We start from the raw sequence: 14,050 nt of genomic DNA on the forward strand, positions 1-14,050 counted from the left end.
CATGTCCGAGAATGGCTTCAGCCATTTTATACCTTAAACTACATCTATACTGCAAAATCTTTTAAAAATTTGGCTTCGTGAGCTTCTACATTTTTCACAATATCCCGAAACCAACGATAGGTGATCTCCTCCTTTTCCTCTGGAGATAAAAAATAGGATTCCGATCTGGATTCCTTGCTTTCTCGTGTCAGTTCGTACAGGCAAATCGCCGCAGAAACTGAAATATTGAAGCTTTCCGTGAAACCCAACATGGGAATATGAATTAATTCATCACATCGGCTGATAACTTCCTTACTAATCCCCTCATGTTCATTGCCAAATACCAGAGCCAACTTTTGACTTTTGTCCAAATCTTGAATTCGCTTTGAAGTGGCATCTGGTCTGGTACCCACGATGCGATATCCTTCCTTTTTCAACTGGTCAAAACACAAATCCACTGAGGATCCGTTAGGCGAATAATACTTATGCAAATCCACCCACTGCGCTGCACCACGTGTCACATAAGGATTTATCTTGTATTGACTGGTTTTTTCAATCACATGAACATCCTGAATTCCAAAACAATCACAGGTCCGTATTACCGCACTGGCATTATGAGGCTTATAAATATCCTCCAACACCACGGTGAATTGCCGTGTGCGTTGTGCCAATACTTTTTGGATCATCTGCTTTTTGTGATCCGTCACATACTGCGAAAGGTAATTTTTGAAAGCTTCTTTAAAAGCCTTTGAATTTAAAATGCTATGTGATTCTTCTTGGGTCAAAACAAGCCGAGCTGTTCGTCATCATCTTTGCGCTTGGGAGATAAATCAATGGTGGAGCCTATTTCTATGTCTTCATCCTTTGCCCCAGGCGCTGGCTTCTGATCCCCTTTCTCCTCTTTAGCTTCAGGCTTGGGTTCATCTGTTTTCGCCTTATTACTACCCTCGGAAGGGCTTGGCTCTGGTTTCTCCTGCTTTGCTTTAGTCGTAGGTTCTTCTTCCTCAGAATCATCCTCATTTCCTTGAGAACTTGTATTGGATGAAGGTTTTTGCTTGATCAATTCCAGCTTTTTCACTGGATAATTACTCAGCTTATTGCCAATTGCCTTCCAACCTTTCAGATCGATCAGCATATCCAAATCGTACTCCATTTCTACTTTTTCTTTGTTTTTCAACAAAGTGGCTTTCACCTGTGGCTGCTTTTCTGTAGAAGCTATCTCTAGTTTAGAGGACTTATGATCTGAAATAAAATTAAATCGCTTGTTGATCGTACTGGTCTCAATTTGGAAACGCTTAACAAAGTGGGTTTTGCTAGCCCCATCAAAGTAAATCGCAGAGATAACTTTCTCCGGATCAAATTTTTCGATCAGCAGAATATTCGCGGCATCGTAGCGATTAGTGAGTTCAAAAGTGGTAAGCTCATAATCCCCGTTTTTGTAAAGCGTAAGAATACGATCATCACCCAGGTAATTTCCAATCCATTCACCCCTCTCGTCTGTATTTAATCGACCCACTACTGGATCATAATAAATATCTAGCCCACCAAGCGTCGAAACTCCCTCCATCTTGAGGACGATCTTTCGTACTGGATATTTGGTCAAGATATTTCCTCCTGCTCCTCGACCCTTGATATCGATGGTAGCAAAATCAAAATCAAAGACCTTCACTCGCGCTTTGGCGCCTTGAGTTAGGGTAACAGTTACTATTTCGGCTTCCCCATTAGGATTAGCGGTTAAGTAGGTCACTTTAGAACCTTTCGTTCCCTTGGTAAGATTGTATTCTTTGTCTCGAGTCACAGCCAACACTTGGAATCTTTTAACCATGGACCTGCCTGAAGCACCGTCCAAATAGACCAAATTGTAAACCATTCGTTCGTCACCCTTACGGAAAACACCCACGAACAAAATATCCTTACCCATGAAGTTCTTTTCTTGGATTTTGGATACCATACAGACTCCATCACGTCTGATCACGATAATATCATCCAAGTCAGAGCATTCACAGACAAACTCATCCTTTTTCAGCCCAAAGCCTACAAAGCCGTCCTGTCTATTGACATAGAGTTTTGCATTATTTGCCGCCACGACATTGGCATTGATGGTGTCGAAAGCTTGAATTTCAGTCTTTCGCTCTCGGCCTTTGCCATACTTTGAAAGCAGGTTTTGATAGTAAGCGATGGCATATTCAGTCAGGTGATTCAGATCGTGATTGACTTGATCCAGTTCTTCCTGAAGCCGGCGCATCAGTTCGTCAGCTTTGAATGCATCGAATTTAGAGATTCGCTTTATCCGTATTTCGGTCAATCGGACCAAATCATCCTTAGTGATTTCGCGATAAAAATCTGGTTTGTAAGGTTCTAGACCTGCATCTATCGCCTCAAGAACTGCCTCCCAAGTAGTACACTCCTCGATATCTCGATAAATTCTATTTTCGATGAAAATCTTTTCCAGTGAAGAGAAAAGAAGCTTTTCCATCAATTCCGCCCGACGAATTTCCAGCTCTTGCTTCAGCAGATCCTTGGTTTGTTGAGTATTGTAAGCTAGAATTTCATTAACAGATAGAAAAACTGGTTTTTCATCTGCGATCACGCATGCATTGGGAGAAATCGAAACCTCACAATCTGTAAAAGCATACAAGGCATCAATAGTCACATCTGGTGAAACCCCAGGTGCCAATTGGATCATGATCTCTACGTCCTTGGCTGTATTGTCCACCACCTTTTTGATCTTGATTTTACCCTTGTCATTGGCCTTAAGGATTGAATCAATCAAGGAGTCTGTTGTAGTGGCGTAAGGAATTTCTTTGATAGCCAAGGTCTTGGAGTCCACTTCTTCTATCTTCGCTCGGACTTTTACCCGGCCACCTCTTTTGCCCTCATTGTACTCGGAAAAATCAGCTAAGCCACCTGTGGCAAAATCAGGGAATACTTTTGGCTTTCGACCTTTTAAAATCTGGATCGATGCCTCGATCAATTCTATGAAGTTATGGGGTAGGATTTTGGTTGATAAACCTACTGCAATTCCTTCTACACCCTGAGCGAGAAGTAACGGGAATTTTACTGGAAGCGTGATCGGTTCTCTTTTTCGACCGTCATAAGAAAGCTGCCACTTTGTGGTCTGAGGATTGAAAACCACATCTAGAGCAAACTTAGACAATCGAGCCTCAATATATCTCGCCGCCGCAGCGCTATCTCCGGTGCGGATATCTCCCCAGTTACCCTGCGTCTCGATAAGTAGATCTTTCTGTCCGAGGTTTACGATCGCATCGCCAATTGACGCATCACCATGTGGGTGATATTGCATGGACTGGCCGATGATATTAGCGACTTTATTAAATCGCCCATCGTCCATTTCTTTCATGGCATGCAGAATCCTTCGCTGTACAGGCTTGAGACCGTCTTCGATGGCTGGGACTGCACGTTCCAGAATCACATAGGATGCATAATCCAAAAACCAGTCCTTGTACATTCCAGAAACTGGATTGGAAGTTTGTAGGTTTTCGTCTTGATTGCCCAGTGGGCTATTCTCCTCACTCATGTAGTTCTTGTATTTTCAAAAGGCCTAGAGGCCAAGGGTAATTACTAATTATGCGGCTTCGGTCTCTTCTTCCTGCAAGTCCTTATCTGCTGCTCCGCCTAGGTCCAAATCCTTTTCTATTTTCAGATTATCGATGATAAAGTTTTGTCTATCAGGGGTGTTTTTTCCCATGTAAAACTTCAAAAGATCTGCGATTTTGGTCTCCTTATTCAAGATAATTGGCTCCAAACGAATGTCTTCACCGATAAAGCCACCAAACTCCTCTGGAGAAATCTCTCCCAAACCCTTAAAACGCGTGATTTCTGGTTTCGAACCTAACTTGTGAATGGCTCGCTGCCGTTCTTCGTCAGTGTAGCAATAGATAGTTTCCTTTTTATTTCTCACTCTAAACAGTGGAGTGTCCAAAATAAAAAGATGTCCATTACGAACCAAGTCAGGGAAAAACTGCAAGAAATAGGTCATAATCAGGAGTCGAATGTGCATTCCATCCACATCCGCATCGGTAGCGATTACGATCTTTCGGTATCTCAACCCTTCAATGCCATCTTCGATATTCAGTGCATGCTGAAGAAGGTTAAATTCCTCGTTTTCATACACCACCTTTTTGGTCATCCCATAGCAGTTTAAGGGTTTTCCCCGTAGGGAAAAAACTGCTTGCGTTTGCACATTTCTTGACTTGGTAATGGATCCAGAAGCTGAATCACCTTCGGTGATAAATAGCATCGTGCCATTTTTCAAATCATCATCCGCCTTTGGGTCATCGTAATGAATTCGACAATCGCGTAGCTTCTTATTATGCAAATTGGCCTTCTTTGCCCTTTCATTTGCCAATTTTTTGATACCTGAAATTTCCTTTCGCTCTCGTTCAGATTGCAAAATTCGCTTCAAAATGGCATCAGCCACCGCTGGATTTTTATGGAGATAATTATCAAGTTCTACTTTCAGAAAGTCATTGATAAATGTTCGGACCGTCGGACCATCTGGACCAACAGATTGCGAACCGAGTTTGGTTTTGGTCTGAGACTCAAAAACTGGCTCTTGTACTCTAATAGCTACTGCGGCAACAACACTTTGACGGATGTCAGAAGCATCGTAATCCTTCTTGTAAAAATCCCGAAGAGTTCGGACCAAACTTTCTCGGAAAGCCGCCAGATGAGTTCCTCCTTGCGTGGTATATTGACCATTCACAAAGGAGTAGTATTCTTCACCGTACTGATTGGTATGCGTAATGGCTACTTCGATATCATTGCCTTTCAGGTGAATAATAGGATACCTGCAGGCTTCCTCGTCTACCTTGTTTGAAAGCAAATCATATAATCCTCGATCAGAAAAGTACTTTTTGCCATTATAATTGATGGTTAAACCAGCATTCAGATAGGCATAATTCCAAATTTGATTCTCTAGATATTCTGGAATGAAGTGATAATTCTTAAAGACAGATCCGTCAGGAGAAAAGACGATTTTGGTGCCGTTTCTATCCGATGACTTGGTGACGGGCTGATCATTAACAAGCACGCCTTTTTCAAATTCGGCCACCTTGGTCTCTCCATCTCGATAAGATTGGACTTTGAAAAAATCAGAGAGGGCATTTACCGCTTTGGTACCTACCCCATTCAATCCAACAGACTTCTGGAAAGCACCCGAATCGTATTTACCACCCGTATTGATTTTGGAGACGCAATCGATCACCTTTCCAAGCGGAATTCCCCGTCCATAATCTCTCACTTCAACTTTATGCTCAGAAATTTTGACTTCGATCGTACGGCCATAGCCCATCATGTGTTCGTCAATCGAATTATCTAGGACTTCTTTGACCAAAACATAGATTCCATCATCTTGGGCACTTCCATCTCCAAGTTTTCCGATATACATCCCTGGACGAAGACGAATGTGCTCTCGCCAATCCAGAGATTTGATACTATCCTCGTTGTATTGTGTGTTTTCTGCCATAAATCGAGTGAGACTCTTAAGAGCCTAATCTTACTTGTTTGAATTTATTAAACAAAAGGACAAAAAGTGCTACTACCCAAATCGCCAGCAAAACTGGAATCAGGTAAAAGAAAAAGTTGAATTTCGAGGCTTGGATTTCATTTTGATTGTTGATCGCATGCACATAGAATACCATGATAAGCAAGCTTAAATTGATCACCGATCCAAATGAATAAAACCACGCCAAAATATAATCTCGGTAATTATCCCCAACAGGAAAAATGCGGTGAAGACCTTTATGAGTTTTGGTTTCAAGCATTTTAGGTGGAACCAAAACAATCATATTTACCACAGCGAAGAGCCCGATCATCGCATAAAAGAAGGTATCTCGCCCATTGTCCTGAATTCCGTCAGGTTGATATTTCAGCAATTCAGGCATAGCCGAATAGAAATACAAGAGAAAGAGAACAAATCCAAAAACGCTGAAATAAAAGAAAACCTTTCCGAAGCGATAGTACATGATTGTGATGGGGGTTTATGGCTGCTAATATACAGGATTTGAGCAAACAGAAAGGGCATAATCTGTGTTCGATTTATGATTATATTTGACAGTTAGTTTCGCAAATCATCCAAAATAATGAATCTCAGTCCAGTAGTGATCGCCATTCCGATGTATTTTATTCTGATGGCCATAGAAATGATCACGCTTCGATTTCAAAAGCATCCTGGCTATCGCTTAAATGATGCCATCACCAATATCAATTGTGGGGTGATTTCCCAGGTCACTGGTGTTTTCATTAAGGTTCTTTCTATCGGGATTTACACCCTGATTTATGAAAATTTGGCCTTCATGCAGATTCCAAACAACATTTGGACTTTTTTGCTTCTGTTTTTCTTGTATGACCTTTGCTACTACTGGGCGCATCGCAAAAGCCATGAGATCAACCTCTTCTGGGGCGGTCATGTCGTGCATCACTCGAGTGAGGAGTACAATCTCTCAGTGGCCTTGCGGCAAAGTAGTACACAGACCATCTGGACATTTTTCTTTTACTTTCCCTTGGCACTTTTAGGTTTTGACCCTGTGATGCTGGTTTTGGCCTCTGGGATCAATTTGCTGTATCAGTTTTGGATTCATACCGAGGCCATCGGGAAAATGGGCTTTTTAGAAAAATTCATGAATACCCCTTCGCACCATCGCGTGCATCACGGTCGCAATCCAAAATACATTGACAAAAACCACGGTGGGACTTTCATCATTTTCGACAAGTGGTTTGGGACATTTCAGGAGGAAGAAGAGACCCCAACTTACGGAATCACCACCCCAGTCAATAGCTGGAATCCTTTTTGGGTGAATCTATCCCACTATGCCACGATGAAGGAAGAACTCGCCATGATCCCAAACTGGGGAGATAAAATCCGATATCTGTTCAATAAACCAGGTTGGCTTCCCGAATATTTAGGAGGATATCGCGCGCCTCAAGAACCAGGTCCAGACTTCAACAAATTTGATACTGTCGTACCCCCTACCTTCAATTGGTACGTCTTCTTCCAATATGTCATGCTTTTGGTACTGACCGGTTATTTCTTGTTTCAGGTCAATAATTTTGATTGGACCATCAAAATTGGAGTGAGCCTAGCGATCATTTGGACCACTGTTAGTTTTTCTGGGGTTTTCGAAAAGCGCAGCTGGTTTTTTCCGCAAGAAGTCTTACGCCTGATTTCATTTACCGGGGTTTTATTTCTACTCTTTGAGACCTTGATTTCAGTGCCACTTTTGCTCAGTGTATTGGGCGTCTATTTGCTTATTTCATTTGCCTGGTTGATTAAGAATCAACAGTCCAAATCCAAAATTTCTACCGCTTCACTCTAATATGAGATTATTATTCCTAGTTGCCCTAGTTTCCATTTTGGGACTATCTGCCTGTAGTTCAAAACTGGATTCAGGATCTATCAATATTGAAAATTGGAAAGCCGATCGTTATGGATGTAAAGGGTTGCGAATGCAGGATCTGGATGAAATCCAGCGAATCAAAAACAGCTTTCTAGGCGCTACCAATCAATCCATTATCAAAACTTTGGGTCGCCCTGATCGTGTCGAGCTGGTGGACAAAAGCCAAAGCTTTTTCTTTTATTTCCTAGAACCTAGCAGCAGTTGTGATGGGGTAGAAATAGAAAAAGAACCTCTGAAGGTTCTTTTTCGAATGAATGCAATAAGTAAAGTTTCGGAGGTAACGATTACAGACCTGAACCCATAAAACAAAGTGCAGCAGCTCCAAGAGTTCCTGCATTGTTTTCCAAAGTGGCCTTCTTCAAATGTAAATCTTTGATGTAATACGGAGTCAGGTATTGAGCCAACGTCTCCTGCATGCTAGGCATCATAAACTCCAAACCTGCTGATATTCCACCTCCGAAGTAAACTTCAGTTACGTCGAGAACTCGAATAGTAGAAACTAGCGACTCACCCAAAATCTTACCGACTTCCTCAAATACTTTAAGCGAAACTTGATTTCCTTCTTGGGCCGATTGCACCAAAAGATGGGTTCCCAAAGTTTCTTTTGCCAGGCTTCCTGCCAAATCTGGATAATCTGAAATGAATTTGGCCATAATGTTCAAAATTCCTTGTCTTCCGACCAAGGTCTCCAAGCGAGCGCTGTTTCTAGAAAGCATATGTCCCATTTCCAGCGCATTTCCTCTGGAGCCTTTGAATACCTGACCGTCTAGCACCAAAGCACTTCCGATTCCAGTTCCCATGGTGATAAACAAGAAGTTTTCAGCAGGATTGTCTTTACCAAAGTAAAACTCACCAATCGCAGCAGCTGCGGCATCGTTTTCTAGATAAAAATCATAGTTAGGATAAGCTTCGAGGAGCCCCTGCTTAAGATTAAACCCATTCAACCCTGGTATCGCAGGAATTTCAAGTGTGGTACTTCTATCCTTGGAAATCAATCCTGGTAAGCCAATACCCACATGAGAAACACTTGGGTATTTATCAAAATATTTCCCTAATTCAGCTATGAATTTTGGGCCAAAACCCTCAGGATTCTCTCTATAAATAGTGGTATCTTCCTTTTGAAAATCGAGAATTTGACCTTCTTTGTCTACCAATCCAATTTTAAGATGGGTACCGCCAACGTCAACTCCCAAAAAATGTGAATTCTGATTCTGCATAGTTCTACTTTGGGTTTTAGGATTTCAAAAAAGCAAAAGAATTAAATCACTTCCTATAATCTACCCCAATCTGCTCGAAAATTTTAGAAACAGCAGGACAAATGAGGGTATTTTGTAGGGTTAAATTTAGAATTCCATGCATATTCTTTCGATTGGTATGAGGATACTCTCGGCAAGCTTTCGGCCGATCTTCATAAACCAAACACGTATTGTCCTCCTTAAGAAAAGGACATGGAGCCGAATTTAATACATAATCTCCATCTTCATCCCGATGTAGGTAAGTTTCAATAAAGACACTAGACTTCATCCTAAAAACCTTAGCCAGACGATCTATATCCGTCTGGATGAAAATCGGGCTTGTGGTTTTGCAGCAATTTGCGCAGGCCAAACAATCTAACTCTGCAAAAGTCTCATTGTGCAGGGATTCAAATTTGGCGTCCAGAACCTTTGGCTTTACTTTTCTCAGGCGCTCCTTCAGTTTTTTATTCGCTGGGTAGTTTGATTTACTTTCTTCAACAAAAAGATTCAAATCCATTCCAATGGTTTTTAATTCGAGCTATTTAAGGCGATTCCATCTGGGAGAAGAACAATTTTACGAGCCTTATAAAGCTGTCCGATGCTTTGCTTAAAATGCTTTTTGCTCATTCCGAGTTTTTCCTTGATTTCCTCTGGGGAAGATTTATCATGCAGTTTCAAAACACTTTCAGTGGCCAAGACATCCAAAATCTTCTGGGCACCTTCTTCATATTTTTCTCTACCGGTTGGCAATAGCTGCAAATCCAGCTTTCCATCATCTCTCCTTTTTTTCAGATAAACGGTCCTTTTTTCACCAATTTCTATGGGCTCAAATACCTCATTGGCATAAAGCAAACCCTCAAATTGGCTTTCTACCAAAACCTTATAGCCCAGATCTGTTAGATCAAAAATCAATCCGGTGAGCGGAAGTCCTGTCATAAACTCTACCGGCGCAGGACCGATAAATCCGGCATATTTGCTCACGCCAATCAATCGCGTAGTTTTATGATCCACGCATACTCTGATCAGGTGCTTCTGCCCCACTTCCATGGGTTTTCCCATTTCAGAATTGGGAACAAAAAGGTCTTTTGGAAGACCCCAATCTAAAAATGCCCCAAAACTCGTCGTCTCCTTAACTTCCAAAACGGCGAACTCATCTAGTAAAACCTTGGGGTGCTGGGTCACTGCGACTGGTCGATCTTCGCTATCTGTGTACACAAAGACCTCAACCATATCGCCTTCCACTTCATTTCCAGTGAGATACCCCTGGGGTAAAAGAACTTCTTCACCAGAGTGCAGTCCTAAGTAAGCTCCAAAATCCGTGAATCTGCGGATTGGCAAGGCGGTAATCAGACCTAATTCTTCCATAAGTCAAAGTTAGACAATAATCTTCGCACCAAAGAAAATCGGTGAAACATTGCCCGTTTTAAGGGTGTTAAAAATTGGAATAGGAAGCATGGCGACTTAGCTTTGTTCCATCATTTGATTTAATAAACCCAAAAAATTAACGAATCTCTGATTCCCATCTACTTATGAAAAACATCTCTGTAATCGGCTCTGGAACCATGGGCAATGGCATCGCACACGTGTTCGCTCAGTTTGGATATGAAGTATCTTTAATCGACATCAAACAAGATTACTTGGACAAAGCTCTGGCGAAAATCTCCAAGAATATGGATCGACAAGTTGCTAAAGAAGTACTCACCCAAGCCGATAAAGATGCAGCTCTGAGTAGAATCATTCCATTTACTTCCCTTGCAGAAGGTGTCAAAAATGCTGATTTGGTCGTAGAAGCCGCCACAGAAAACATGGAGATCAAATTGGATCTTTTCAGGCAAATCGATGAGTTGGCTCCATCCACCGCTATTCTAGCTTCCAACACATCTTCAATATCGATTACCAAAATTGCCTCTGCTACGAAGCGAGAGGAAAAAGTAATCGGGATGCATTTTATGAATCCTGTTCCTGTGATGAAATTGATCGAAGTGATTCGTGGATTCTCCACTTCGGATGAAACCACAGACATCATCATGGATCTTTCAAAAAAGCTTCAGAAAGTACCGGTAGAAGTCAATGATTATCCAGGGTTTGTTGCCAATAGAATTCTGATGCCAATGATCAATGAGGCGATTTATACCCTTTACGAAGGTGTGGCAGGAGTTCATGAAATTGATACTGTGATGAAATTAGGAATGGCGCACCCTATGGGTCCGCTTCAATTGGCGGATTTTATTGGACTGGATGTTTGTTTGTCCATCCTTCGTGTACTTCACGATGGCTTTGGTAATCCAAAATATGCTCCATGCCCTTTACTCGTAAATATGGTGGAAGCAGGTCACAGGGGTGTTAAGACAGGAAAAGGTTTCTACGAATACACTCCGGGAAGCAAGGACCTTGTCGTATCCTCACGATTTACCAAATAAACATATGCACATCGCAGTAGCTGGGAATATTGGGTCGGGTAAAACCACCCTCGCAGAAAAACTAGGAAAGCATTACGGCTGGGATATTGAATTTGAGTCAGTTGAAAATAACCCCTATCTGGCCGATTTCTATGCAGACATGCCTAGATGGGCTTTCCATTTGCAAGTCTATTTCCTGAATTCTCGGTTTAATCAGCTGAAGACCATTCAGGCCAAAACGTCTCCCACTATCCAGGATCGTACAATCTACGAGGATGCGTACATTTTCGCTGCCAACCTCTATAAAAGCGGGTATCTCAGTCAGCGTGATTACGAAAGCTATCTCAGCCTTTTTCATTCCATGCTACCACATGTAAAGGCTCCTGATCTTTTAATTTATCTAAAAGCAGATATTCCAAAGCTAGTCGGTCAAATCGAAAAGCGAGGCAGGAGCTATGAAACCACCATGCGGATCGATTACCTGAAGCACTTGAACGAACACTACGAAGAGTGGATAGGAGGCTATAGGGAAGGCAAATTATTAATCATTGATGTGAATCAGATTGATTTTGTGGCCAACCCAGACGATTTTGCTGCGATTGTGAGTAAAATTGAGCGTGAGATGTTTGGGCTTTTTGCTTAATCCAACTTTCATAAAAAAACGAGTAGCTAAAATTTAGCTACTCGTTTTTTTTTGCTTTTAATCTTTAAGCCAGTTTTCTCATTAGCCACTTCAGAATCATTCCGCGAGTCTCCTCGTTAGGATTAATCAGCAATTGATCAATCCTTCGAAGGCTACCTCCAGTCATCAAAGTCTCATAAGGAGAAATTCGCAAAAGCTTGAATCCATGTAATCTGGATTGCAAGTCCATTTGCAAATCGTTGAAGGCAGTTAATCTCCAACCTGATGCACCTACCCCGTAGAAATCACCAGGTTCACTTCCTTCACCAAAAAGTGATTGAGCGAGAGTTGGTCCAAACCAGATCCTTTGCTGCATCCCTACCTTGAGACAGTCTTTTTCATATGTTCTGCAAAGTCGTTTATATCCTTGCAAAAATTCAAAATTAAATTGATCATAGACCTCTGATCTTAAGGAAATTAATCTATATCGATTAAAGTGAGACTCATCGTCATATTTAATCAAAAAACGATTGATCTTAAAATCAAATTTGAGCTTATTGAGCAGAGGAAAGTCTTCTTTTCCTCCAAGCTCTTCAAAGGATTCCCCTAGCCATTCTTTGGATTTAGAATCAAGAAATTGATGATTGACCTCAAGATGAAAATCTTTTTCATACTCCAGCTCCCCCTCTTTCAAAATCGAATCAAGCTGCCGAATGATTAAATTATCCATGGCTCTTATTAGGACTCACGAAGAATCTCCCAGGTATGATCTGCGAGTAACTTCACTTCTGCGATAAAGTCTGAAAAATTCTTTTTTCGTCCCCATTCCTCTGGAGAAATCATACTCATGAAGTCTGTCCCGTCCTCTTTTTGATACAAAAAATAAGTATGGTTAATCAAGGGTTCAAAAGAAATAGAAGCTTGATAAATCCGCTCCGAAATCTCCACTCTTGCCTGTATTTTCTTAGCCTGATCGGCCAATAGCTGCATTTGCTGGTAAATCTGAGACATTTGCATGTCTGTCTGCGAATGCATGGCTGCCACCGCCCTCCCGGTAATTTTACCCTTATCCTCTGGCTTAATCAGAGCACTTCCCGAATGATGCGCAAAAGGTAAAGTCCCCGGATTTTCGGTGGTTTTTTCCTTCATCTTTTCCAGATCAAGTCGGTCTACGTCTATTCGATTCTTTTCCATCACTATTCTTGATCTGTGGTTATTCTTTCCTTAAGCTGGGGTTTCGAACCAGGAAAGGTGGTTCGTTTAGAAATATCATATCCTATCCAAAACATGATCAACATGAAGATGATGAAGAATATCAAGAATATTTTCTTTTTCGTTTGCATGAATTTAATAACCTCTAGAGGGGTAAAATTAAGAAATGCTTTTCAATGAGTAGGAACTTACATGGGTTTTCCTGCTGAGGTAAAATGCTAACACTATCCCAACTCCGGCTCCGAGTAGATGGCTTTCCCAAGAAACCCTGCCAACAGATGGCACCACACCAAACACTAAACTCCCATAAATTGTCACTATAATCGCTGAAACGAGTAGGTCTATTTTCTTCCAACGGAAAAAGCCAAATCCCATCAGAAAAAAGGCCAACATATAAACGAGACCACTACTTCCAATGTGTAAATATGGGCGCCCTGCAAGCCATACGAGGATATTTGTCCAGAGCATCCCATATACCAAAACCCACCCCGCAATCCGATCATAGAAATAGTAAAGTACGATACTTAATACCAAGAATGGAGAGAGATTGGATAGTAAATGCATCCAATTGCCATGAATAAATGGCGTGAGAATAATGCCAAAGACACCGTAGATTTTTCGAGGAAGAATTCCTAGGATCCCAAAGTCTAAATTGAAGCTTTCCTGAACCAGAAAAATCAAAAGCATAAGGATAGCTATCCTCACCGGCACAGATAAACTCATCTTAAGACGACACCAATCGAACAATCTCATACCATAGAAATTATCGGATATGAAAAATGTTTATAATTTTAGATTCAAATCCAAAAAAAACGCTGATATCACCTCATTTTATATGTATAAATACATCGATGAAGCCACGATTTACAATTATCTCGGTAAGGACAACCCCGAATTGATCAGAGAGCTTCTAGGCCTAGTCCTAAGCATTAACTTGGTGGAACTTGAAGAGCTGCCCGAATTTTATAAAAAAGAAGATTTCGCGACTGTAAAAAAGCGAGTTCATAAAGCCAAGCCTTCCTTGAGCTACATAGGCGCAGAAAAAACACTGGAATTAATTCATAAAATAGAAGAGAATCTGCAGGCTTCAGCCCCGACGAATGAGCTACTTCAGGACCATGTAAAAACCATTCGTCAAGAATTGAATACTTTCATCGAGAGCCTCTAATCTTCAAAAAATCCACT

General features: G+C 41.3%; 15 protein-coding genes. 5 read left to right on the forward strand and 10 right to left on the reverse strand.

From position 1 onward, the window contains the following. Positions 1 to 44: 44 nt before the first annotated feature. The 4 genes from ACFOSV_RS14415 to ACFOSV_RS14430 all read right to left on the reverse strand — a co-directional run bounded on the left by ACFOSV_RS14415 (position 45) and on the right by ACFOSV_RS14430 (position 5,966). On the reverse strand, positions 45 to 665 hold the full coding sequence (locus ACFOSV_RS14415) for a TrmH family RNA methyltransferase (protein ID WP_377906727.1): 621 nt from the start codon (positions 663 to 665) through the stop codon (positions 45 to 47). A gap of 95 nt (positions 666 to 760) precedes the next feature. Continuing rightward, positions 761 to 3,517 (reverse strand): DNA gyrase/topoisomerase IV subunit A, encoded by a 2,757-nt coding sequence (locus ACFOSV_RS14420; protein WP_377906728.1) that lies wholly within the window; start codon positions 3,515 to 3,517, stop codon positions 761 to 763. Positions 3,518 to 3,565: 48 nt separating this feature from the next. Next, positions 3,566 to 5,467: a DNA topoisomerase IV subunit B gene (locus ACFOSV_RS14425; RefSeq protein ID WP_377906729.1), complete on the reverse strand. Its 1,902-nt coding sequence runs from the start codon at positions 5,465 to 5,467 to the stop codon at positions 3,566 to 3,568. Between the two features lie 16 nt (positions 5,468 to 5,483). After that, positions 5,484 to 5,966: a DNA topoisomerase IV gene (locus ACFOSV_RS14430; RefSeq protein ID WP_377906730.1), complete on the reverse strand. Its 483-nt coding sequence runs from the start codon at positions 5,964 to 5,966 to the stop codon at positions 5,484 to 5,486. A gap of 117 nt (positions 5,967 to 6,083) precedes the next feature. Here ACFOSV_RS14430 and ACFOSV_RS14435 point away from each other — a divergent pair, with 117 nt between their 5' ends. Together ACFOSV_RS14435 and ACFOSV_RS14440 are read left to right on the forward strand one after the other, a co-directional pair. Next, on the forward strand, positions 6,084 to 7,316 hold the full coding sequence (locus ACFOSV_RS14435; protein WP_377906731.1) for a sterol desaturase family protein: 1,233 nt from the start codon (positions 6,084 to 6,086) through the stop codon (positions 7,314 to 7,316). 1 nt (position 7,317) lies between these two features. After that, on the forward strand, positions 7,318 to 7,701 hold the full coding sequence (locus tag ACFOSV_RS14440) for a hypothetical protein (RefSeq protein WP_377906732.1): 384 nt from the start codon (positions 7,318 to 7,320) through the stop codon (positions 7,699 to 7,701). Here the strand turns inward: ACFOSV_RS14440 and ACFOSV_RS14445 are convergent. From ACFOSV_RS14445 to ACFOSV_RS14455, 3 genes are read right to left on the reverse strand one after another with little or no spacing between them, the layout of a single operon-like run. After that, positions 7,682 to 8,614, reverse strand: coding sequence for an ROK family protein (locus tag ACFOSV_RS14445; RefSeq protein ID WP_377906733.1), 933 nt, complete (start codon positions 8,612 to 8,614; stop codon positions 7,682 to 7,684). The genes ACFOSV_RS14440 and ACFOSV_RS14445 overlap by 20 nt on opposite strands. A 46-nt stretch (positions 8,615 to 8,660) precedes the next feature. Beyond that, positions 8,661 to 9,149 (reverse strand): YkgJ family cysteine cluster protein, encoded by a 489-nt coding sequence (locus tag ACFOSV_RS14450; protein WP_377906735.1) that lies wholly within the window; start codon positions 9,147 to 9,149, stop codon positions 8,661 to 8,663. Positions 9,150 to 9,160: 11 nt separating this feature from the next. After that, entirely contained in the window at positions 9,161 to 9,997 is an 837-nt protein-coding gene (locus ACFOSV_RS14455) for a CvfB family protein (RefSeq protein ID WP_377906736.1), read from the reverse strand. Between the two features lie 164 nt (positions 9,998 to 10,161). Between ACFOSV_RS14455 and ACFOSV_RS14460 the strand changes: the two genes are divergently transcribed. After that, complete coding sequence (locus ACFOSV_RS14460) at positions 10,162 to 11,052, forward strand: 3-hydroxyacyl-CoA dehydrogenase family protein (RefSeq protein ID WP_377906737.1); 891 nt, start codon at positions 10,162 to 10,164, stop codon at positions 11,050 to 11,052. Between the two features lie 4 nt (positions 11,053 to 11,056). Further along, the gene (locus tag ACFOSV_RS14465) at positions 11,057 to 11,674 is read left to right on the forward strand and encodes a deoxynucleoside kinase (protein ID WP_377906738.1); all 618 of its coding nucleotides are present in this window, start codon (positions 11,057 to 11,059) and stop codon (positions 11,672 to 11,674) included. A gap of 64 nt (positions 11,675 to 11,738) precedes the next feature. On the opposite strand, the gene ACFOSV_RS14470 is transcribed toward ACFOSV_RS14465, so the two are convergent. The 3 genes from ACFOSV_RS14470 to ACFOSV_RS14480 form a co-directional block, all read right to left on the reverse strand. Next, entirely contained in the window at positions 11,739 to 12,383 is a 645-nt protein-coding gene (locus ACFOSV_RS14470) for a DUF7255 family protein (protein ID WP_377906739.1), read from the reverse strand. 8 nt (positions 12,384 to 12,391) lie between these two features. Next, the gene (locus tag ACFOSV_RS14475; protein WP_377906740.1) at positions 12,392 to 12,847 is read right to left on the reverse strand and encodes a DUF2452 domain-containing protein; all 456 of its coding nucleotides are present in this window, start codon (positions 12,845 to 12,847) and stop codon (positions 12,392 to 12,394) included. A gap of 177 nt (positions 12,848 to 13,024) precedes the next feature. Continuing rightward, entirely contained in the window at positions 13,025 to 13,618 is a 594-nt protein-coding gene (locus tag ACFOSV_RS14480; RefSeq protein WP_377906741.1) for a rhomboid family intramembrane serine protease, read from the reverse strand. A gap of 19 nt (positions 13,619 to 13,637) precedes the next feature. On the opposite strand from ACFOSV_RS14480, the gene ACFOSV_RS14485 reads away from it, so the two are divergent. Beyond that, positions 13,638 to 14,033 carry an Hpt domain-containing protein gene (locus ACFOSV_RS14485; RefSeq protein ID WP_377906742.1) on the forward strand — a complete coding sequence of 132 codons (396 nt, stop codon included), beginning with the start codon at positions 13,638 to 13,640 and terminating at the stop codon, positions 14,031 to 14,033. Positions 14,034 to 14,050: the final 17 nt, after the last annotated feature.

Source organism: Algoriphagus namhaensis, from assembly GCF_042649705.1.
GTDB classification, from domain to species: domain Bacteria; phylum Bacteroidota; class Bacteroidia; order Cytophagales; family Cyclobacteriaceae; genus Algoriphagus; species Algoriphagus namhaensis.

Bases quoted from the DNA above. Each gene is read 5' to 3' on its own strand.
- ACFOSV_RS14415 (WP_377906727.1), bottom strand. From the start codon at position 665: ATGATCCAAAAAGTATTGGCACAACGCACACGGCAATTCACCGTGGTG.
- ACFOSV_RS14420 (WP_377906728.1), bottom strand. From the start codon at position 3,517: ATGAGTGAGGAGAATAGCCCACTGGGCAATCAAGACGAAAACCTACAA.
- ACFOSV_RS14425 (WP_377906729.1), bottom strand. From the start codon at position 5,467: ATGGCAGAAAACACACAATACAACGAGGATAGTATCAAATCTCTGGAT.
- ACFOSV_RS14430 (WP_377906730.1), bottom strand. From the start codon at position 5,966: ATGTACTATCGCTTCGGAAAGGTTTTCTTTTATTTCAGCGTTTTTGGA.
- ACFOSV_RS14435 (WP_377906731.1), top strand. From the start codon at position 6,084: ATGAATCTCAGTCCAGTAGTGATCGCCATTCCGATGTATTTTATTCTG.
- ACFOSV_RS14440 (WP_377906732.1), top strand. From the start codon at position 7,318: ATGAGATTATTATTCCTAGTTGCCCTAGTTTCCATTTTGGGACTATCT.
- ACFOSV_RS14445 (WP_377906733.1), bottom strand. From the start codon at position 8,614: ATGCAGAATCAGAATTCACATTTTTTGGGAGTTGACGTTGGCGGTACC.
- ACFOSV_RS14450 (WP_377906735.1), bottom strand. From the start codon at position 9,149: ATGGATTTGAATCTTTTTGTTGAAGAAAGTAAATCAAACTACCCAGCG.
- ACFOSV_RS14455 (WP_377906736.1), bottom strand. From the start codon at position 9,997: ATGGAAGAATTAGGTCTGATTACCGCCTTGCCAATCCGCAGATTCACG.
- ACFOSV_RS14460 (WP_377906737.1), top strand. From the start codon at position 10,162: ATGAAAAACATCTCTGTAATCGGCTCTGGAACCATGGGCAATGGCATC.
- ACFOSV_RS14465 (WP_377906738.1), top strand. From the start codon at position 11,057: ATGCACATCGCAGTAGCTGGGAATATTGGGTCGGGTAAAACCACCCTC.
- ACFOSV_RS14470 (WP_377906739.1), bottom strand. From the start codon at position 12,383: ATGGATAATTTAATCATTCGGCAGCTTGATTCGATTTTGAAAGAGGGG.
- ACFOSV_RS14475 (WP_377906740.1), bottom strand. From the start codon at position 12,847: ATGGAAAAGAATCGAATAGACGTAGACCGACTTGATCTGGAAAAGATG.
- ACFOSV_RS14480 (WP_377906741.1), bottom strand. From the start codon at position 13,618: ATGAGATTGTTCGATTGGTGTCGTCTTAAGATGAGTTTATCTGTGCCG.
- ACFOSV_RS14485 (WP_377906742.1), top strand. From the start codon at position 13,638: ATGAAAAATGTTTATAATTTTAGATTCAAATCCAAAAAAAACGCTGAT.